The sequence below is a fragment of the Pseudomonas sp. NFIX28 genome (assembly GCF_900107395.1).
Lineage (GTDB): Bacteria > Pseudomonadota > Gammaproteobacteria > Pseudomonadales > Pseudomonadaceae > Aquipseudomonas.
Map to the genome: position 1 here is coordinate 189,746 of NZ_FNPW01000010.1, position 19,940 is coordinate 209,685.

General features: G+C 64.3%; 14 protein-coding genes and 1 pseudogene. 10 read left to right on the forward strand and 5 right to left on the reverse strand.

From position 1 onward, the window contains the following. Positions 1 to 261: 261 nt before the first annotated feature. Positions 262 to 612 (reverse strand): hypothetical protein, encoded by a 351-nt coding sequence (locus BLV20_RS31465; protein ID WP_175540233.1) that lies wholly within the window; start codon positions 610 to 612, stop codon positions 262 to 264. A 44-nt stretch (positions 613 to 656) separates the two neighbouring features. Further along, positions 657 to 2,202 (reverse strand): annotated as a pseudogene (locus tag BLV20_RS20000) (BCCT family transporter). A gap of 482 nt (positions 2,203 to 2,684) precedes the next feature. Between BLV20_RS20000 and betI the strand changes: the two are divergent. The 9 genes from betI (at position 2,685) to yccS (ending at position 17,432) form a co-directional block, all read left to right on the forward strand. Beyond that, entirely contained in the window at positions 2,685 to 3,278 is a 594-nt protein-coding gene (gene betI / locus BLV20_RS20005; RefSeq protein WP_092304265.1) for a transcriptional regulator BetI, read from the forward strand. Positions 3,279 to 3,391: 113 nt separating this feature from the next. After that, complete coding sequence (betB, locus tag BLV20_RS20010) at positions 3,392 to 4,864, forward strand: betaine-aldehyde dehydrogenase (RefSeq protein WP_092304213.1); 1,473 nt, start codon at positions 3,392 to 3,394, stop codon at positions 4,862 to 4,864. Between the two features lie 144 nt (positions 4,865 to 5,008). Then, positions 5,009 to 6,712, forward strand: coding sequence for a choline dehydrogenase (gene betA / locus BLV20_RS20015; RefSeq protein WP_092304214.1), 1,704 nt, complete (start codon positions 5,009 to 5,011; stop codon positions 6,710 to 6,712). Positions 6,713 to 7,108: 396 nt separating this feature from the next. Further along, complete coding sequence (locus BLV20_RS20025; protein ID WP_092304215.1) at positions 7,109 to 8,551, forward strand: TldD/PmbA family protein; 1,443 nt, start codon at positions 7,109 to 7,111, stop codon at positions 8,549 to 8,551. After that, entirely contained in the window at positions 8,551 to 9,888 is a 1,338-nt protein-coding gene (locus tag BLV20_RS20030) for a TldD/PmbA family protein (protein ID WP_092304216.1), read from the forward strand. The genes BLV20_RS20025 and BLV20_RS20030 overlap by 1 nt, the downstream gene beginning before the upstream one ends. 136 nt (positions 9,889 to 10,024) lie before the next feature. Further along, positions 10,025 to 11,512, forward strand: coding sequence for a multidrug transporter subunit MdtD (gene mdtD / locus BLV20_RS20035; RefSeq protein ID WP_139192726.1), 1,488 nt, complete (start codon positions 10,025 to 10,027; stop codon positions 11,510 to 11,512). Positions 11,513 to 11,775: 263 nt separating this feature from the next. Then, the gene (gene dbpA / locus BLV20_RS20040) at positions 11,776 to 13,113 is read left to right on the forward strand and encodes an ATP-dependent RNA helicase DbpA (protein WP_238437657.1); all 1,338 of its coding nucleotides are present in this window, start codon (positions 11,776 to 11,778) and stop codon (positions 13,111 to 13,113) included. A gap of 144 nt (positions 13,114 to 13,257) precedes the next feature. Beyond that, a complete protein-coding gene (locus tag BLV20_RS20045) occupies positions 13,258 to 14,436 on the forward strand; it encodes a BaiN/RdsA family NAD(P)/FAD-dependent oxidoreductase (protein WP_092304218.1) in 1,179 nt (392 codons plus the stop codon). Between the two features lie 803 nt (positions 14,437 to 15,239). Continuing rightward, the gene (gene yccS, locus BLV20_RS20050) at positions 15,240 to 17,432 is read left to right on the forward strand and encodes a YccS family putative transporter (RefSeq protein ID WP_092304219.1); all 2,193 of its coding nucleotides are present in this window, start codon (positions 15,240 to 15,242) and stop codon (positions 17,430 to 17,432) included. A gap of 108 nt (positions 17,433 to 17,540) precedes the next feature. On the opposite strand, the gene BLV20_RS20055 is transcribed toward yccS, so the two are convergent. Beyond that, positions 17,541 to 18,278, reverse strand: a complete 738-nt coding sequence (locus BLV20_RS20055; RefSeq protein WP_092304220.1) for a substrate-binding periplasmic protein — start codon at positions 18,276 to 18,278, stop codon at positions 17,541 to 17,543. A 273-nt stretch (positions 18,279 to 18,551) separates the two neighbouring features. On the opposite strand from BLV20_RS20055, the gene BLV20_RS20060 reads away from it, so the two are divergent. After that, positions 18,552 to 19,004 carry a GNAT family N-acetyltransferase gene (locus BLV20_RS20060; RefSeq protein ID WP_092304221.1) on the forward strand — a complete coding sequence of 151 codons (453 nt, stop codon included), beginning with the start codon at positions 18,552 to 18,554 and terminating at the stop codon, positions 19,002 to 19,004. Between the two features lie 66 nt (positions 19,005 to 19,070). Here BLV20_RS20060 and BLV20_RS20065 read toward each other — a convergent pair whose 3' ends face one another. Together BLV20_RS20065 and BLV20_RS20070 are read right to left on the reverse strand one after the other, a co-directional pair. Next, positions 19,071 to 19,367: a winged helix-turn-helix domain-containing protein gene (locus tag BLV20_RS20065; protein WP_092304222.1), complete on the reverse strand. Its 297-nt coding sequence runs from the start codon at positions 19,365 to 19,367 to the stop codon at positions 19,071 to 19,073. Between the two features lie 20 nt (positions 19,368 to 19,387). Then, a complete protein-coding gene (locus tag BLV20_RS20070) occupies positions 19,388 to 19,900 on the reverse strand; it encodes a M48 metallopeptidase family protein (RefSeq protein WP_092304223.1) in 513 nt (170 codons plus the stop codon). Positions 19,901 to 19,940: the final 40 nt, after the last annotated feature.

Genomic DNA, 19,940 nt, shown 5'->3' on the forward strand with positions numbered 1-19,940 from the left:
TAGGATCGCGGCGTTTTTGTTTTATCGGGAAAGGCTTCAGCAGATCGCCCCCTGTTGCAGGAGCCAGCTTGCTGGCGAGGGGGACGTTGCTGATGTTGCTGATGTTGCGGTGAGCCAGATAGATCGCTTCGCGGGCAAGCCTCGCTCCTACAGAGGCACGCGCGTGCGTCTTCTGTAGGAGCGAGCGGGCGGCGATCCGGCTTGCCCGCGATGAATGCGACGCGGTACCCGGTGAACCCGGGCCCGCGTCTTTTTCAGACCTTAGCTGTAGACCCGGCCAAGGAGCTGCCGATGGCTTTCGAACTGATCGAGCACGTCACGGGTGATCTGCTCTTGAGTGAAGCCCATCAAGTCGTATTCCTGGCTGCCGTTGTGCAGGTAGACCTCGGCGCGGTAGTAGCGCGCACGCTCCTCGGGCGCATCGGCCGATTCGCTCGGCGCCGCCAGATAGCCGTCCAGGCTCACTTCGTAGACAAAAGGGTTGCCCTCTTCCATCTCGATCCGCACGCCCATGCAGCGCTTGGACTTGCCCAGCAGGGTTTGCACATCCAGGCCCTGGTTGCGCAGCTGGGCCGCGGCCTCTTCCAGTGCCGGCGTGACGTGCTTGTCCATGAAACGCTGGACCACCGCCTGGGTCGGCTGCAGGTCAAGCTGGGTCAGGCGCTCGCTGAAACCGCGACGGCCACGGGCCGCCAGCTCCGCCTGTTCCTGTTCGATCTGCGTGTCCTGGCGCATGGCCTTGTGCAGGCCGAACATGAAGCACACCAGCACCACCGAGAACGGCAGGCCGGCCAGCACCACCATGGTCTGCATGGCTGCGAAGTTACCGGCGAACAGCAGGCCGACGGTCACCAGGGTAATCACCACCGACCAGAAGATCCGCAGCCAGTGCGGGGCGTCTTCGTCGACGTTGCCGCCTTTGCAGGACAGGTTGGCCATCATCACCGCGCCGGAGTCGGCCGGGGTCAGGAACAGCACGAAGCCGACGAAAATCGACACGCCGATGACAATCTTCGACGCCGGGTAATGATCCAGCAGCTGGTAGATCGCCATGGACGGCTGTTCCAGCGCCGTCTTGCCGAGCTCCACCGCCCCGTGGTTCATCACCAGGTCCAGGGCCGAGTTGCCGAACACCGACAGCCAGGCCAGGGTGAAGCCCAGCGGAATCAGCAGCACGCCCGCCACCAGCTCGCGCACGGTACGGCCACGGGAAATACGCGCGATGAACATGCCTACGAATGGTGCCCAGGAAATCCACCAGGCCCAGTAGAACAGGGTCCACAGGCCCAGCCAGCGGTCGGACTTGGCACTGTCGCCTTCGTACACATAGAGGTCGAAAGTCTTGAGCACCACACCGTTGAGGTAATCGCCAACGTTTTGCACGAAACCGTTGAGCAGGTGCAGGGTCGGACCAAACAGCAGCACGAAGATCAGCAGGCCGCTGAACAGCACGATGTTCAGGTTGGACAGGCGGCGGATGCCGTTTTCCACACCGGAGACCGCGGCGATGGTGGCCACGGTGCTCATGACGATAATCACGATCAGCAGGTTGGTGTTGCTGTGTTCCATGCCGAACAGGCTTTCCAGGCCGGAAGACACCTGCATCGAGCCGATGCCCAGGTTGGTCACCAGGCCCAGCAGGGTCACGAACATGCCAAAACCGTCCACCGCGTGGCCGGCCGCGCCCTTGACCCAGCGCTCGCCCACCAGCGGGTACAACGCCGAACGCAGGGCCAGCGGCTGGTTGTGGCGGTAGGCAAAGTAGGCCACGGCCAGGCCGACCAGGGCGTAGATCGCCCAGCCGTGCAGGCCCCAGTGCAGGAACGTCAGTTGCAGCGCCGAACGCGCGGCCTGGTTGCTGCCCGGCACGCCTTCAGGCGGGTTGAAATAGTGGTCCAGCGGTTCGGATGCACCGAAATACAGCAGCGAGATACCGATACCGGACGAGAACAGCATGCCGGCCCAGGCGCCATAGCTGAAATCCGGGGTGTCTTGCTTGGTCCCAAGCTTGAGCTTGCCGTAGGAGGAAAACGCCAGCCCGACGACGAATACCAGGTAGGCGGCGATGACCACCATGTAGTACCAGCCGAAGCTGCGGGACAACCAGGCCTGGGCGATGCCGAGCAGTCTGCCGGCCTCTTGCGGGGCGATGATCAGAATGGCGGTCAGCAGCAGGATCAACGCGGTAGAGGTGTAGAACACCCAACCGTTGACCCGCACCTTTTCCGGTGGGGTCTTTATAAGAGAGGCAGAACTCATGGCACAGATGCTCCAGGCAGTGCGAGAGAAGAACACAAGGCAACACGGAACCCGACCAATCGGTTAGTTGGCAGCCGACTGACGGGTGATATAAAGACACCCCGAAAAAAGCCAGAACCTGCAGGAGTTGCGTTGAGAACCCGCGTCGAAGGCCTTGCACAAACGTGCAGTTCGTCACCTGGCCTTAAGCGTCTTGCCCATTCAACACATCCGTCCTCACGGGGTCACGCCATGCCCTGCTTGGGTTTCAGGCTTTTTCGGAGGTCGCTTTTCCGCCATCTACATGCAGGAAGGACCTGGCAGCAGCGACGATTTGTCGCAGATCTTATTCTTTGTTGATTGAACGTTCAATCAAAACAAAATAGACTGGCCCTAACGCCGGTAGCCGTTTCACGACTGCCAGCAGGCCTAAGGAGATGTGCAAGATGCCCAAGGTCGGTATGCAACCCATACGCCGCCAGCAGTTGATCGAAGCCACGTTGCTGGCGGTCGATCAGGTCGGAATGGGGGACGCCAGCATTGCGCTGATCGCCCGTTTGGCAGGTGTCTCGAACGGCATCATCAGTCACTACTTTCAGGACAAGAACGGCCTGATCGCCGCCACGGCGCAGTATCTGATGAGCGTCCTCAGCGAGAACGTCACCGCGCGCCGTCAGGCGCTGGAGGACAACAGCCCGCGGGCGCACCTCCAGGTGATCATCGAAGGCAACTTCGACGCCAGCCAGGTCAATGGCCCGGCAATGAAAACCTGGCTGGCCTTCTGGGCTACCAGCATGCACCACCCGTCTTTGCACAGGTTGCAGCGGATCAACGATCACCGCCTGTATTCCAACCTGTGCTGCCAGTTCCGCCGCGTCCTGCCGCTGGATGATGCACGCAGCGCAGCGCGAGGCCTGGCAGCCCTGATCGACGGTTTGTGGTTGCGCGGCGCGCTGTCGGGAGACTCTTTCGACACCGAGCAGGCGCACCGGATCGCTTACGAATACATGGATTTCCAACTGGCTAAGCAGGAGCGCTAGAGCACATTACAAGACGCTCGGCCCCCTGAACTGCCACTGACCAGCGCGCCCAGGCTACACGGCACGTCCAGTGGTGAACGCCAACCACTCATGCACTTGCGAGGACTATCAACATGGCCCGTTTCGAACTGCAAAAACTCTACATTGACGGCGGCTACACCGACGCCGGCAGCGACGCCACCTTCGACGCCATCAACCCGGCCAACGGTGAAGTCCTCGCTCAAGTGCAACGTGCGACCAAGGATGACGTGGAACGCGCCGTCGTCAGCGCCGAAAAGGGCCAGAAAATCTGGGCCGCCATGACCGCCATGGAGCGTTCGCGCATCCTGCGTCGCGCCGTGGACATCCTGCGCGAGCGCAACGATGAACTGGCCGCCCTGGAAACCCTGGACACCGGCAAGGCCTACTCCGAAACCAAGTATGTCGACATCGTCACCGGCGCCGACGTGCTGGAATACTACGCGGGCCTGGTACCGGCCATCGAAGGCGAGCAGATCCCGCTGCGCACCACTTCGTTCGTCTACACCCGTCGCGAGCCGCTGGGCGTCGTGGCCGGTATCGGCGCGTGGAACTACCCGATCCAGATCGCCCTGTGGAAATCCGCGCCAGCCCTGGCGGCCGGCAACGCGATGATCTTCAAGCCAAGCGAAGTCACGTCGCTGACCACCCTGAAACTGGCCGAGATCTACACCGAAGCCGGCGTTCCGGCTGGCGTGTTCAACGTCCTGACCGGCAGCGGCCGCGAAGTCGGCACCTGGCTGACCGAACACCCGCGCATCGAGAAGGTTTCCTTCACCGGCGGCACCGACACCGGCAAGAAAGTCATGGCCAGCGCTTCCAGCTCCTCGCTGAAAGACGTGACCATGGAACTGGGCGGCAAGTCGCCGCTGATCATTTTCGACGACGCCGACCTGGATCGCGCCGCCGACACCGCGATGATGGCCAACTTCTACAGCTCCGGCCAGGTCTGCACCAACGGCACCCGCGTCTTCGTCCCGAGCCACCTGAAGGCCGCTTTCGAAGCCAAGATCGTCGAGCGCGTGGCACGCATTCGCGTTGGTAACCCGGAAGACGAAAACACCAACTTCGGCCCGCTGGTCAGCTTCGCCCACATGGAAAGCGTGCTGGGCTACATCGCCAAGGGCAAGGAAGAAGGCGCCCGCCTGCTGTGCGGCGGCGAACGCCTGACCGACGGCGCATTCGCCAAAGGTGCCTTCGTGGCGCCGACCGTGTTCACCGACTGCACCGACGAGATGACCATCGTCCGCGAAGAAATCTTCGGCCCGGTGATGAGCATCCTGACCTACGAAACCGAAGAAGAAGTGATCCGCCGCGCCAACGACACCGACTTCGGCCTGGCCGCCGGTGTGGTGACCCGTGACCTGAACCGCGCGCACCGCGTGATTCATCAACTCGAAGCCGGTATCTGCTGGATCAACGCCTGGGGCGAATCCGACGCCAAGATGCCGGTCGGCGGCTACAAGCAGTCGGGTGTTGGCCGTGAGAACGGCATCAGCTCGCTGAACAACTTCACCCGCATCAAATCGGTACAGGTCGAGCTGGGCGACTACGCCTCGGTGTTCTAAGGCGAAATTCGCTTCGCCCGCGAGGCCGCCTTCGCGGGCAAGCCGCGCTCCTACAGAAGCGCTGTAGGAGCGGAGCTTGCCCGCGATCGAGTGCGCAGCACTCGCCATGGCCAGACCTGACCAACTCCAAAGAGGGTGCATTCAATGTCCCAAGAATACGATTACATCATCATCGGTGCCGGCTCCGCCGGTAACACCCTGGCGACCCGTCTGACTGAAGACGAAGGCGTCACCGTGCTGCTGCTCGAAGCGGGCGGCCCGGACTACCGTTTCGACTTCCGCACGCAGATGCCAGCCGCGCTGGCGTTCCCGCTGCAAGGCCGCCGCTACAACTGGGCCTACGAAACCGATCCAGAGCCGCACATGAACGGTCGCCGGATGGAATGCGGTCGCGGCAAGGGCCTGGGTGGCTCCTCGCTGATCAACGGCATGTGCTACATCCGCGGTAACGCCATGGACTACGACGGCTGGGCAAAACTGCCGGGCCTGGAAGACTGGACCTACCTGGACTGCCTGCCGTACTTCCGCAAGGCGGAAACCCGCGACATCGGCCCGAACGACTACCACGGCGGCGAAGGCCCGGTCAGCGTGACCACGCCGAAAGCCGGCAACAACCCGCTGTTCCACGCCATGGTCGAAGCCGGCGTGCAGGCCGGTTACCCGCGTACCGAAGACCTCAACGGCTACCAGCAGGAAGGTTTCGGCCCGATGGACCGTACCGTGACGCCTAAAGGCCGTCGCGCCAGTACCGCTCGCGGCTACCTCGACGTGGCGAAAAAGCGTTCGACCCTGAGCATCGTCACCCACGCCCTGACCGACAAGATCCTGTTCGAAGGCAAGCGTGCCGTTGGCGTGCGTTACCTGGTCGGCTCCGCCGAAGAGCGTGTCGAAGCCCGTGCCCGCAAGGAAGTGCTGCTGTGCTCCGGCGCCATCGCCTCGCCACAGATCCTGCAACGTTCCGGCGTCGGCCCGGCCAAGCTCCTGGAGAGCCTGGACATCCCGGTGGTCCACGACCTGCCGGGCGTCGGTGAAAACCTGCAAGACCACCTGGAGCTGTACCTGCAATACGCCTGCACCCAGCCGGTCTCGCTGTACCCGTCGCTGCTCTGGTACAACCAGCCGGCCATCGGCGCCGAGTGGCTGTTCAATGGCACCGGCATCGGCGCCAGCAACCAGTTCGAAGCGGGCGGTTTCATCCGCACTCGCGAAGAGTTCGAATGGCCGAACATCCAGTACCACTTCCTGCCGGTGGCGATTAACTACAACGGCAGCAACGGCGTACAGGAACACGGCTTCCAGGCACACATGGGCTCCATGCGCTCGCCAAGCCGCGGCCGGATCCAGCTCAAGTCGAAGAACCCACGCGACTACCCGAGCATCCTGTTCAACTACATGGCCACCGAGCAGGACTGGCAGGAATTCCGCGACGGCATCCGCCTGACCCGCGAAATCATGCAACAGCCAGCGCTGGATGCCTTCCGCGGCCGCGAAATCAGCCCGGGCATCGAGGTGCAAACCGACGAGCAGCTGGATAAATTCATCCGCGAGCACGCCGAGACCGCGTTCCACCCATCCTGCTCGTGCAAGATGGGCACCGACGAAATGGCCGTGGTCGATGGCCAGGGTCGCGTGCACGGCATGCAGGGCCTGCGCGTGGTCGATGCGTCGATCATGCCGATCATCACCACCGGCAACCTGAACGCGCCGACGATCATGATGGCCGAGAAAATCGCCGACAAGATCCGTGGTCGCCAGCCACTGCCGCGCAGCAAGGCCGCCTACTACGTAGCGGGCGACGCCCCGGTACGCGGCAAGCCGCTACGTGAAGTGAACGCTACCGCGCAGTAACGCCCAACGGCGCCGATCGCAACGATCGGCGCCGTTTTGCTGTATCCGGCCTGTAGCCGCTGCCGCAGGCTGCGATCGGCGGCGCAGCCGACGTAAACCAGCCACCACGATTCACCAGGCAAGAACCCGATTGCCGAATCACAGCCCTTGGCCACGACTACAGTTCTCCAACATTTCCCTGTGCCTCCCTGCTTGATACCGCCCACCGCACGGGCCTAATCTAGGCGCTCGCAGCATTCCCCAGCACCTTTCAAACCTGGCTTAAAGCCCCCTTCGGGCTTTATCGCGAGCAATCGAGCGTCGACCGGCTGCTCCTGCAAAAAAACACTGGCCCGGCGCCCGCTTGTTCTCGATAAGGCCTGCAACAGCCAGACTGTTCACATGGAGGTTCCTCACATGTTCGATTTCCACCCCCAGCTCAAGCAGCGCTTCGCTGCCTTGCGCACGGGCGCCGAATTCTTTTCCCTGCGCTATGTGCGCGAGTCCGGCCAGTACCTGTCAGTGCGCAAGAACGTCGCGGAGCCGCCGAGCCTGAGCCGCGACGAAGGCGCGATGCTCACCGTGCGGGTCAATGGCGTCGAGGCTTACGCCGCCACCAACGACCTGTCGCAAAACGGCTTGCAGGCCGCGCTGCAACGTGCCGAACAGCAAGCCCGGCTGATCGCCGCCCACGCCCTGCTCGACCTGCGCGAGCACGCGGTATCCAGCGACCGCGCCGATTACTTCTCGCCAGACCTCGACCAGCCCTTTGCCTCGCTGAGCGACTGCTACCAACTGCTGGGCGACGAGTCTGCGGCCGTGCCCAGGGACGAGCGCCTGGTGAACTGGCAGGTCAGCCTGGGCATCACCCAGGTCGAGCAGATCTACCTCAACAGCGCCGGCGCCGAACTGCGCCAGGCCCAGCGCTTCGTCTACCCGGGCATGGATGTCACCGCCTACGACGGCCATGACAGCCAGACCCGCAGCCTGGGCCGCGAGAACTTCGGCCAGCAGGGCGGCACAGACGTGATCGGCCGCTGCGGGCTGATCGGCGCCGGGCCCAAGGTCGCCGACCAGGCGCTGCAACTGCTGCTGGCGCCCAATACGCCACAGGGCCCGCGCGACCTGTTGCTGATGCCGGACCAGATGATCCTGCAGATCCACGAATCCATCGGCCACCCGCTGGAACTGGACCGCATCCTCGGCGACGAGCGCAACTACGCCGGCACCAGCTTCGTGAAAAGCAGCGACTTCGGCAGCCTGCAATATGGCTCCAGCCTGCTCAACGTGACCTTCGACCCGGAGATTCCCGAGCAACTGGCCAGCTACGGCCATGACGACGACGGCACGCCCGCCAGCAAGCAGTTCCTGATCAGGCAAGGCCTGCTGCTGCGCCCGCTGGGCGGCGCGCTCTCGCAATTTCGCGCCGGCCTCGACGGCGTCGCCAACAGCCGCGCCTGCAGCTGGAACCGCCCGCCCATCGACCGCATGGCCAACCTCAATATCGAACCCGGCGACCAGCCGCTGGAACAACTGATCGGCGGCATCGAAAACGGCATCCTGATGGCTACCAACCGCTCCTGGTCCATCGACGATGCGCGCAACAAGTTCCAGTTCGGCTGCGAATGGGGCCAGTTGATCGAGAACGGCGAGCTCAAGGGCGTGGTGAAAAACCCGAACTACCGGGCGATTTCCGCGCACTTCTGGAAAAACCTCAGCGCCGTCGGCGACGCCAGCACCTTCAAGGTCCTGGGCACGCCGAACTGTGGCAAGGGCGAACCGAACCAGGTGATCCGCGTCGGCCATGCCTCGCCGGCCTGCGTGTTCAGCAATGTCGATGTATTTGGAGGAGACGCCTGATGAGTACGTCCCTGAACCAGGCCGAGCAGTTCCAGGCGTTGGTGCAATGGCTGCGCGATGCCGTGCGCGGGCCCGAGCAGTTCACCCTGAGCTACGCCGCCGAGTCTTCGCAGTTCATCCGTTTCAACCACGCCAAGGTGCGCCAGGCCGGGCAAGTGCAGCAGGCCAGCCTCGGCTTCAAGCTGATCGATGACGGGCGCCACGCCGACCTCGAGATCACCCTTGCCGGCGATCCGCAGGTCGACATCCAGCGCCTGGCCGAAGGCCTGCAACAGTTGCGCGAAACCCTGCCGCTGCTGCCCCGGGACCCGTATCTGCTGCTCAACCCCGACGCCTGGAACACCCACAACGTGCAGCAGCAGCCGCTGCCCAGCAGCGAGCAGGTGGTGGCCGAAATCGGCCAGGCCGCCGCCGGGCTGGACCTGGTGGGGTTCTATGCGGCAGGTCCGATCAGCCGTGGTTTTGCCAGCTCCTCGGGAGCCTTTGGCTGGCACCAGGCCAACAGCTTCAACTTCGACTTCAGCCTGTTCCACGAAAACGGCCAGGCCGTCAAAGCCAGCTACGCCGGGCACGAATGGAGCAGCCAAGGCTTCGCCCAGCGCTTCCAGCAGGCCCGGGAACAACTGGAATTTCTCGGGCGGCCGCTGCGCACCCTGGCGCCCGGGCAATACCGCGCCTACCTGGCGCCGGCGGCGCTGGAGGAAATCATGGGCATGCTGTGCTGGGGCGGGTTTTCCGCGCAGTCCATCGCCAGCAAGCACAGCCCGCTGCAGAAGCTCTATGCCGGCGATGCCAGCCTGAGCCCCCTGGTGTCGCTGGACGAGCGGGTGACCGGCTCGTTGAGCCCGGCGTTTTCCGACGAGGGTTACCCGCGCAGCGACCTGTCGCTGATCGCCGGCGGCCTTGCCCGGGGGCAGTTGATCAACTCGCGCAGCGCCGCCGAATACCGCCTGGCCGCCAATGGCGCCAGCAGCGGCGAATACCCCAGCGCACTGAACATGGCGCCCGGGCAGTTGTCGCAGCATCAGATTCTCCAGCAACTGGGCACCGGCCTGTACATCAGCAACCTGTGGTACCTGAACTACTCGGACCAGCCGGCCGCGCGCCTGACCGGCATGACCCGCTTCGCCACCTTCTGGGTGGAGAACGGCGAGATCCAGGCGCCGGTCAGCACCATGCGTTTCGATGACAGCGTCTACAGCCTGCTGGGTTCGCACCTGGAAGGCCTGACCCGGGAGCGCGAGCTGCTGCTGTCGGCCAGTACCTACAGCCAGCGCCAGACCGCCTCGGCGCAATTGCCCGGCGCGCTGGTGAGCCGGCTGACGTTGACCTTGTAACCGCTGTCACGGGCAAACTTCGCGCTTCTGTAGGAGCGAGGCTTGCCCGCGATGCGGTCGCTTGGGCAACCGGTCGATGCTCGATTGCTCGCGATAGCGGTTGGTCTTTGGCATCGATGTCGAATGTCACACCGTTATCGCGAGCAAGCTTCGCTCCTACAGAGGACGTGCTCACCACAAAAAAAGAGGTCCCATGCCCAACCGTGCCGAACTTGACGCCACCACCGCCCGCTGGCTGCCCTGGGTGGTGGCCATCGCCTTCTTCATGCAATCCCTCGACGGGACCATCCTCAACACCGCCCTGCCGGCCATGGCCCGCGACCTGGCGGAAGATCCGTTGCGCATGCAGGGCGTGGTCATCGCCTACATGCTCACCGTGGCGCTGCTGATCCCGGCTTCCGGCTGGATCGCCGACCGTTTCGGCACCAAGAAGATCTTCTTCGGCGCCATCCTGCTGTTCAGCATCGGCTCGTTGCTCTGTGCCCTGTCCAACTCCCTGAGCATGCTGGTCGGCGCCCGGGTGATCCAGGGCCTGGGCGGCGCCCTGATGCTGCCCGTCGGCCGGCTGGTGGTGCTGCGCGCCTACCCGCGCTCGGAACTGGTGCGGATCATGGGCTTCATCACCATTCCCGGGCTGCTCGGCCCGTTGCTCGGCCCGACCATGGGCGGCTGGATGGTGCAGTACCTGACCTGGCACTGGATCTTCCTGATCAACCTGCCGGTGGGCGCGATCGGTTGCTATGCCGTCTGGCGCTTCATTCCCGACTTGCGCGGCAGCGAGCGCACCCGTTTCGACGGCCTGGGCTTTTTGCTGTTCGGCGCGGCGATGGTGCTGATCACCATCGCCATGGAAGGCCTGGGCGAACTGCACCTGCCGCACCTGCGGGTGATGCTGCTGCTGTTCGGCGGCCTGGCCTGCCTCACGGCCTATTGGCTGCGGGCCGGGCACATCGACAATCCGCTGTTCGCGCCTTCGCTGTTCAAGGTGCGGACCTTTGCCGTGGGCATCCTCGGCAACCTGTTCGCCCGCCTCGGCAGCGGCGCCCTGCCGTTCCTGGTGCCGCTGCTGCTGCAAGTGGCCCTCGGCTATTCGCCGTCCCAGGCCGGGATGAGCATGCTGCCGCTGGCTGCCGCGGCGATGCTGGCCAAGTCCATCGCCCGTCCGCTGATCGAACGTCTGGGCTACCGCATCGTCCTCACCGGCAACACCCTGGCGCTGGGGGCCATGCTCGCCAGCATGGGCCTGGTCACGCAGCAGACGCCCTACCCGCTGCTGCTGGGCATGCTGGCAGTGCTGGGGGCGATCAACTCGCTGCAGTTCACGGCGATGAACACCGTGACCCTGATCGACCTCGACGATGCCGCCGCCAGCAGCGGCAACAGCCTGCTGTCGGTGGTGGCGCAACTGTCCCTGAGCCTGGGCGTGGCCTGCGCCGGCGCGCTGCTCGGCGGCTTTACCGCCGAGTTGGGCAACGACGGCGTGAACACGGTGCTCGGCGCCTTCCAGCTGACCTTCCTCACGGTGGGCGTCATGGCGATGCTGGCGGCGGCGATCTTCCTGCAGCTGTCGCCCAGGGATGGCCGGCGGGCAAGAAAGGTCCAGGAGCAGCACATCGAACACTGACGCCCACAAATACGCACGACACCTGTAGGAGCGAAGCTTGCTCGCGATAGCGATTCGTCAGTCGACATCTGCATCGACTGATTGGGCCTCATCGCGAGCAAGCTTCGCTCCTACAGGGGACCTGTGACGCTTCTGGCTACTTTTCGTCCAGAAATTGCAGGTAAAGGGAGCGGGACTGATACACTGCGCGACATTTTGTTTTGCAGGCCCGTCCCGTGACCACCATTGCCACCGCTTTTAATACTTTGCCGCTGTCCGCCGCCATGCTGGCTAACCTCGACTCACTCGGTTATGCCCAGATGACACCGGTCCAGGCGCAAAGCTTGCCGGTGATCCTCAAGGGGATGGACCTGATCGCCCAGGCCAAGACCGGCAGCGGCAAGACCGCCGCGTTCGGCATCGGCCTGCTGAACCCGATCAATCCGCGCTATTTCGGCTGCCAGGCCCTGGTGATCTGCCCGACCCGCGAGCTGGCCGACCAGGTGGCCAAGGAAATCCGTCGCCTGGCCCGCGCCGAAGACAACATCAAGGTCCTGACCCTGTGCGGCGGCGTGTCCTTCGGCCCGCAGATCGCCTCGCTGGAACACGGCGCGCACATCATCGTCGGCACCCCGGGCCGCCTCTCGCAACACCTGCGCAAGGGCTCGCTGAAACTCGACGGCCTCAACACCCTGGTCCTCGACGAAGCCGACCGCATGCTGGACATGGGCTTCTACGACCCGATCGAAGAAATCATCGCCTACACCCCCGAGCGCCGGCAGACCCTGCTGTTCTCCGCCACTTACCCGGTGGGCATCAAGCAGTTGGCCTCGAAGTTCATGCGCGACCCGCAGCAGGTCAAAGCCGAGGCCCTGCACGCCGACAGCCAGATCGAGCAGCGTTTCTACGAGATCTCGCCGGAAGAGCGCATCGACGCGGTGGTCAAAGTGCTGAACCACTTCCGTCCAGAGTCCTGCGTGGCCTTCTGCTTCACCAAGCAGCAGGTCCAGGAAACCGTCGACCATCTGACCGCCAAGGGCATGTCTGCGGTGGGCCTGCACGGCGACCTGGAACAGCGCGACCGCGACCAGGTGCTGGCGATGTTCGCCAACCGCAGCACCTCGGTGCTGGTAGCCACCGACGTGGCCGCCCGCGGCCTGGATATCGATGCGCTGGACATGGTGATCAACGTCGAACTGGCGCGTGACTCGGAAATCCATATCCACCGCGTCGGCCGCACCGGCCGCGCCGGCGAGAAAGGCCTGGCCGTCAGCCTGGTGGCGCCGTCCGAAGCGCACCGCGCCCAGGCCATCGAGCAATTGCAGAAGTCGCCCTTGAACTGGGAACAGATCGACAGCCTGAAGTCCCAGGGCGGTGGCCCGCTGCTGCCAGCCATGAGCACCCTATGCATCGGTGCCGGGCGCAAGGACAAAGTGCGCCCGGGCGACATCCTCGGCGCCCTGACTGGCGAAGCCGGCATTCCCGGCACCCAGGTCGGCAAGATCGCGATCTTCGATTTCCAGGCCTATGTCGCCGTGGACCGCGGCATTGCCAAGCAGGCCCTGCAACGCCTGAACAGCGGCAAGATCAAGGGCCGCTCGCTGCGCGTGCGCATCCTGTAATACCACCACGCTCTTGTAGGAGCGAGGCTTGCCCGCGATCAGGGCACCGCGGTCCGCCAGGTACAACCGCGTTATCGTTCATCGCGGGCAAGCCTCGCTCCTACGGGAACGGGGTTGCCGCGACACTTGTGTGAGGACACCGTTTTGCGCTCTACCGAAGTCGTGATCATTGGCGCCGGCGCCGCAGGGTTGATGTGCGCGCTGACCGCGGCCGGTCGTGGCCGCGAGGTGCTGCTGCTGGACCACGCCAACAAGGCCGGCAAGAAGATCCTCATGTCCGGCGGCGGACGCTGCAATTTCACCAATATGTACACCGAGCCGGGCAATTTCCTCTCGCACAACCCGCATTTCTGCAAGTCGGCCCTGGCCCGCTATACCCAGTGGGATTTCATCGGCCTGGTGGCCAAGCACGGCGTGCCGTATCACGAGAAAAAACTCGGCCAGCTGTTCTGCGACAACAAGTCCAGCGACATCCTCGGCATGCTGCTCGACGAGTGCGACCAGGTCGGCGTCCAGCTGCACCTGGACACCTCGATCCAGCAGATCGAGAAGCTCGAAAGCGGCTACCTGCTGGAAACCACCCTCGGCCAGCTCCAGTGCCAATCCCTGGTGATCGCCACCGGCGGCCTGTCGATTCCGACCCTGGGCGCCACCGGTTTCGGCTACCAGGTGGCCAAACAGTTCGGCCACGAGCTGCTGCCGACCCGCGCCGGCCTGGTGCCGTTCACCATCACCGACCAGCTCAAGGAGCTGTGCGGCGAGCTGTCCGGCACTTCGGTGGACTGCCTGGTGAGCTGCAACGGCATGAGTTTTCGCGAGAACATACTGTTTACCCATCGCGGCCTGAGCGGCCCGGCGGTCCTGCAGATTTCCTCGTTCTGGGAACCCGGCGACACGGTGGAGATCAACCTGCTGCCCGATCACGACGCCGCAAGCTGGCTGCAACAGCAGCAGGCCGAACGTCCGAATAGCGAGCTGAAGACCCTGCTTGGCGAGATCTTCACCAAGAAGATGGCCGGCCTGCTGGCGGACAGCTGGTTCGTTTCCAAACCGATGAAACAGTACACCCACGCCGAACTGGCGCAGATCGCCGAGCAGCTGGCGTGCTGGAAAGTGGTCCCGGCCGGCACCGAAGGCTACCGCACCGCCGAAGTGACCCTGGGCGGCGTCGACACCCGCGAAGTGTCGTCCAAGACCATGGAATCGCTGAAAAGCCCGGGGCTGTATTTCATCGGCGAGGTGCTGGACGTCACCGGCCATTTGGGCGGCTTCAACTTCCAGTGGGCCTGGGCCTCCGGCTACGCGGCGGCGCAGTACGTCTGAGGCGTTTCCTGGCGCTCACCCGATCCCTGTAGCCGCTGGCGCAGCCTGCGATCGGTTCCGCAGGAGCCGCAAGACCGGCCGTTGCGGTGGGACAGGCTGAACACGGTCGCCTGTTATGCGGCCGCTGCGCGCCCGATCACAGCCTCGCGGGGCTCGACAGCGGCTACAAGGTTTCCCTGTTTCCCTGCTTGCGCGTTTCCTGTAGCCGCTGGCGCAGCCTGCGATCGGCTCCGCAGGAGCCGCAAGACCGGCCGTGGCGGTGGAACAGGCTGAACACGGTCGCCTGTTATGCGGCCGCTGCGCGCCCGATCGCAACCTCGCGGGGCTCGACAGCGGCTACAAGGTATCCCTGTTTCCCTGCTTGCGCGCTTCCTGTAGCCGCTGGCGCAGCCTGCGATCGGCTCCGCAGGAGCCGCAAGACCGGCCGCTGCGGGTGGGACAGGCTGAACACGGTCGCCTGTTATACGGCCGCTGCGCGCCCGATCGCAGCCTCGCGGGGCTCGGCAGCGGCTACAAGGTTTCCCTGTTTCCCTGCTTGCGCGCTTCCTGTAGCCGCTGCCGAAGGCTGCGATCGGCTCCGCAGGAGCCGCAAGACCGGCCGTTGCGGTGGGACAGGCTGAACACAGTCGCCTGTTATGCGGCCGCTGCGCGCCCGATTGCAGCCTCGCGGGGCTCGACAGCGGCTACAAGGACCGATGAACATCAGCGGGAACAGAATTTGCTATCGGATGTGACGAGCCCATTGCGCGGTCGTCAATACTGGCTCAATTTAGCGGCATCGCCCCGAAAGGCCTTCTCTCTTCATGTCATCGACCAGCTTTCGCCAGTCCCTGCGGCGCCTTTGGGCGCTGGATAAATTCAGCTACAGCGTGCGGGTGTTCATCGCCCTGACCGGAAGCATGGCGCTGTGCTGGTACCAGGACGAAATGGCCTTGCTGATCCCGTTGTTCCTGGGGATCATCGCCAGCGCCCTGGCCGAGACCGACGACAGCTGGCAAGGCCGGCTCAATGCCCTGGCCGTGACCCTGGTGTGCTTCAGCGTCGCCGCCCTTTCCGTCGAACTGTTGTTCCCCTACCCCTGGATCTTCGTCATCGCCCTGGCGCTGGCCAGCTTTGGCCTGACCATGCTCGGCGCACTGGGCGAACGTTACGGGGCGATTGCCTCGGCGACCCTGATCCTGTCGGTCTACACCATGATCGGCGTGGACCAGCGCGGCGGCGCCGTCACCGACTTCTGGCACGAACCGCTGCTGCTGGTGGCCGGCGCCGCCTGGTACGGCCTGTTGTCGGTGCTGTGGCAGGCGATGTTTTCCAACCAGCCGGTGCAGCAGAGCCTGGCGCGCCTGTTCCGCGAGCTGGGGCGTTACCTGAAACTGAAATCCTCGCTGTTCGAGCCAATCCGCCAGCTGGACGTGGAAGCGCGCCGCCTGGAACTGGCGCAGCAGAACGGCCGAGTGGTGGCGGCGCTGAACGCGGCCAAGGAAATCATCCTGCACCGGGTCGGCAACGGCCGGCCGGGCTCGAAAGTCAGCCGCTACCTGAAGCTGTACTTCCTCGCCCAGGACATTCACGAGCGCGCCAGCTCGTCGCACTACCCCTACAACGCGCTGGCCGATGCGTTCTTTCACAGCGACGTGTTGTTCCGTTGCCAGCGCCTGCTGCGCCAGCAAGGCAAGGCCTGCCAGGCCCTGGGCGAGTCCATCCAGCTGCGCCAGCCCTTCGTCTATGACGCCAGCTTCGCCGAGACCCTGAGTGACCTGCACGCCTCTCTGGAGCACCTGCGCATCCAGAGCAACCCGGCCTGGCGCGGCCTGCTGCGCTCGCTGCGGGCGCTGGCCGCCAACCTCGGCACCCTCGACCGCCTGCTCAGTGACGCCAGCAACCCCGACGCCCTCGCCGATGCCACCGACAGCAGCCTGCTGGACCGCTCGCCGCGCAACCTCAAGGACGTCTGGACCCGCTTGCGCACTCAGCTGACCCCGACGTCGCTGCTGTTTCGCCACGCCCTGCGCCTGCCCCTGGCGCTGAGCGTCGGCTACGGCATGGTGCATCTGATCCACCCGTCCCAGGGTTACTGGATCATCCTCACCACCCTGTTCGTCTGCCAGCCGAACTACGGCGCCACGCGGCGCAAGCTGGGGCAGCGGATCATCGGCACCGCCATCGGCCTGGTGGTCGCCTGGGCGCTGTTCGACCTGTTCCCCAGCCCGCTGGTGCAGTCGCTGTTCGCCATCGCCGCCGGGGTGGTGTTCTTTACCAACCGCACCACCCGCTACACCCTGGCCACCGCCGCCATCACCATCATGGTGCTGTTCTGCTTCAACCAGGTGGGCGATGGCTACGGGCTGTTGCTGCCGCGGCTGTTCGATACCCTGCTGGGCAGCCTGATCGCCGGCCTGGCGGTGTTCCTGTTCCTGCCGGACTGGCAGGGCCGGCGCCTGAACAAGGTGCTGGCCAATACCCTGACCTGCAACAGCATCTACCTGCGGCAGATCATGCAGCAGTACGCAGCCGGCAAGAGCGACGACCTGGCTTACCGCCTGGCCCGGCGCAACGCCCACAACGCCGACGCGGCGCTGTCCACCACGCTGGCCAATATGCTGATGGAGCCCGGGCATTTCCGTAAGGAAGCGGACGTGGGCTTTCGCTTCCTGGTGCTGTCGCACACCCTGCTCAGCTACCTCTCCGGCCTCGGCGCGCATCGGGAAACCCCGCTGCCGACGGAAGTCCGCGAACATTTGATCGACGGGGCCGGGGTCAGCCTGGCCAGCAGCATCGACGAAATCGCCCAGGGCCTGGCGAGCAAGCAGCCGGTGGCGATCCAGAGCGACGCCGAAGAAGCGCTGGCCAACGAATTGGAACAGATGCCGGACGAGATCGATGAAGGCCAGCGCCTGGTGCAGACCCAGCTGGCGCTGATCTGCCGCCAGTTAGGCCCCCTGCGCACCCTGGCGGCGCACCTGATCAAGGACACCGGCGAAGAACAGGTCGCGTAGCCGCTGCCGCAGGCTGCGATCGCCTCCGCAGAAGGCGCAAACTTTCAGCAGCGCCGCAGGTTTTGGCCTCGGCTCCCAACCTGCGACAGCGGTTTTAATGGCGCCGTTTCACATCCCGTGCTGGCGCAGCAAGCGGTCGTAGCTGCCGTCGGCCTTCATTGCCTCGATCTCCCGATCGAACCCCGCCACGATCTGCGCATGCGCGGGGTTCTTCAGGCTGACCAGGATATGCAGGCCGTTCTCGCTCAGGGAATTGGGCAGGAACTCCACCGCGTTGCGCACCCGCGGCGACTCGCGCGCCAGGTAATAGCGGGCGACGTATTCGTCTTCCAGAGTCAGCTTGACCCGGTCGGCCGCGAGCATGCGCACCCCCATCGCAAAGTTGTGCACCGGGACCTTCTGCAGGCCCGGGTCGCTGTCGAAGTCGGGGGAATAGGCATAACCGCGCACCACCGCGATGGGGTACTGGTGCAGTTGCTTGAGGGTGGTGTATTCGATGGGCGCATCCTTGCGCCGCAGGAAGCGCACCCGGTTGACCAGGTATTCCGAGGAGAATTGCCCCAACTGCGTGCGGGCCTCATTGAACCAGGCATTCACCAGCACGTCGTAGCGCCCCTCGCCGACGCCGAGCAAGGCCCGGGCCCAGGGCACCTGCTCGAACTCGCTGGCGTAACCGGCCCGGGCCAGCGCGGTGCTGACAATGTCGGTGGCCAGCCCGCCGTTGACCAGCGTCGCATCGGTGAACGGCGGCCAGACGTCGGCCACCAATCGCAGTTTTTCCGCATAAGCGCCCTGGCCCAGCAACAGCAATCCGATCAAAGCCAAAGCTCGATGCAATCGCAGCATGCTAAAAGATCCTTAGCGGGCGGACAGCCCTGCGTGTGTTTTGCCCAGACTCGAGGTTCCCGGCCGGTGGATGGCCGCGATCCAGCCCCTAACAGTAGCTGATGGGCGCCGCTGCACAGCGCTTCAGCGCAGATTACACAAAGAAGACAGCCGCGAACCAACACGATGATGGCATTTTGACCCACCTCACAGAATCACCACTCCGCTGCCAGGCAAGACAAGCCACCCGCCAGGCGCTTACCATCCGGGCAACGCTTTCCAAAGGATGAAACGATGACAATCGAATGGGTCTGCAAACACCACACTGATCTGGGCAAGGAACAGCTGTACGCGATCTTTCAGTTGCGCACCGAAGTCTTCGTGGTCGAGCAGAAATGCGCCTACCAGGAAGTCGACGGCCAGGACCTGGAAGGCGATACCTGCCACCTGATGGCCTGGGAAAATGACCGGCTGGTGGCCTACCTGCGCCTGCTCGACCCAATCTCCCAGGGTGGCGACGTGGTCATCGGTCGCGTGGTGATCGCCCCGCAAGCCCGGGGCAAGGGCCTGGGCCACGAACTGATGGAGCAGGGCCTGAAGCAGGCGCAGAAATACTGGCCACAAACGCCGATCTACCTATCGGCCCAGGCTCATTTGCAAGGCTATTACGGGCGCTACGGCTTCACCGTCGTGGGCGAGGAGTACCTGGAAGACGATATCCCGCACATCGGCATGCGCCGCAGCTGATATCGCCATCGCGAGCCTGCCGGGGCCGGCAGGTTCGCATTCACATCGGCGGGCTGGCGCGGGCCCTCAGGGATACTCCAGCACCGTCTTGATCCGCGACAGATTCGCCTCGATCCAGCCCTTGTCGATCGCGCCCCAGCTTTTGATCCGATAGCTGCCGGCATGATTGCGCGCGCCGTCCTGCTGCTCGAATTCACAAATGATGTCCAGGTCCGCCAGGGCGGCAATGGTGTCCTGCGCCGTGCGCCGCGGCATGCCGGTGGCCTCGGTCAAGGCCGGGACGTTGCTGGCCAGGCCGCTGTCGATCAGGTAGGCCACGTACAACCGGCGGTAGAAACTGCTCTTGGTCTTGCTCACGTCCATCGCTCGCTCCTTGTGCAGGGTTACTCGGCTCCGCCCGGGCGCGCTTGCAGGTCGCGCCAGGTCAGGTAGACCCGCAGATCGAATTCCAGCTGGTGATAGCCCGGCAGCATGTGCTCGCAGAGCTTGTAGAAGGCTTTGTTGTGATCGCTTTCCTTGAAGTGCGCCAGCTCGTGGACCACGATCATGCGCAGGAACTCCGGCGCCGCCTCCTTGAACAGCGAGGCGATGCGGATTTCCTTCTTGGCCTTGAGCTTGCCGCCCTGGACCCGCGAGATCGTGGTGTGCAGCCCCAGGGCGCGGTGCGTCAGGTCCAGGCGATTGTCGAACAGCACCTTGTCGATGGCCGGCGCATTGCGCAGGTATTCCTGCTTCAACTCCAGGGCATAGCCGTACAGCGCCTTGTCGCTCTGTACGTCGTGCCTGCCGGGGTAACGCTGGCTCAGGTAGTCGCCCAGCCGCCCTTGCGCGATTAGCTGGCGCACTTGCTCTTGCAGGGTGGCGGGATAGGCCTGGAGGTATTTCAACGCGGTCATGGGGCGGCAACGCAATCACGAAAGGCCGCCAGTGTAGCGA

Coding starts and splice junctions, on each gene's coding strand:
- dbpA (WP_238437657.1), top strand. CDS start 11,776: ATGCTGGCTAACCTCGACTCACTCGGTTATGCCCAGATGACACCGGTC.
- BLV20_RS20025 (WP_092304215.1), top strand. CDS start 7,109: ATGTTCGATTTCCACCCCCAGCTCAAGCAGCGCTTCGCTGCCTTGCGC.
- yccS (WP_092304219.1), top strand. CDS start 15,240: ATGTCATCGACCAGCTTTCGCCAGTCCCTGCGGCGCCTTTGGGCGCTG.
- BLV20_RS20065 (WP_092304222.1), bottom strand. CDS start 19,367: ATGGACGTGAGCAAGACCAAGAGCAGTTTCTACCGCCGGTTGTACGTG.
- BLV20_RS20030 (WP_092304216.1), top strand. CDS start 8,551: ATGAGTACGTCCCTGAACCAGGCCGAGCAGTTCCAGGCGTTGGTGCAA.
- betI (WP_092304265.1), top strand. CDS start 2,685: ATGCCCAAGGTCGGTATGCAACCCATACGCCGCCAGCAGTTGATCGAA.
- BLV20_RS20055 (WP_092304220.1), bottom strand. CDS start 18,278: ATGCTGCGATTGCATCGAGCTTTGGCTTTGATCGGATTGCTGTTGCTG.
- BLV20_RS20060 (WP_092304221.1), top strand. CDS start 18,552: ATGACAATCGAATGGGTCTGCAAACACCACACTGATCTGGGCAAGGAA.
- BLV20_RS31465 (WP_175540233.1), bottom strand. CDS start 612: ATGGACAAGCACGTCACGCCGGCACTGGAAGAGGCCGCGGCCCAGCTG.
- BLV20_RS20070 (WP_092304223.1), bottom strand. CDS start 19,900: ATGACCGCGTTGAAATACCTCCAGGCCTATCCCGCCACCCTGCAAGAG.
- betB (WP_092304213.1), top strand. CDS start 3,392: ATGGCCCGTTTCGAACTGCAAAAACTCTACATTGACGGCGGCTACACC.
- betA (WP_092304214.1), top strand. CDS start 5,009: ATGTCCCAAGAATACGATTACATCATCATCGGTGCCGGCTCCGCCGGT.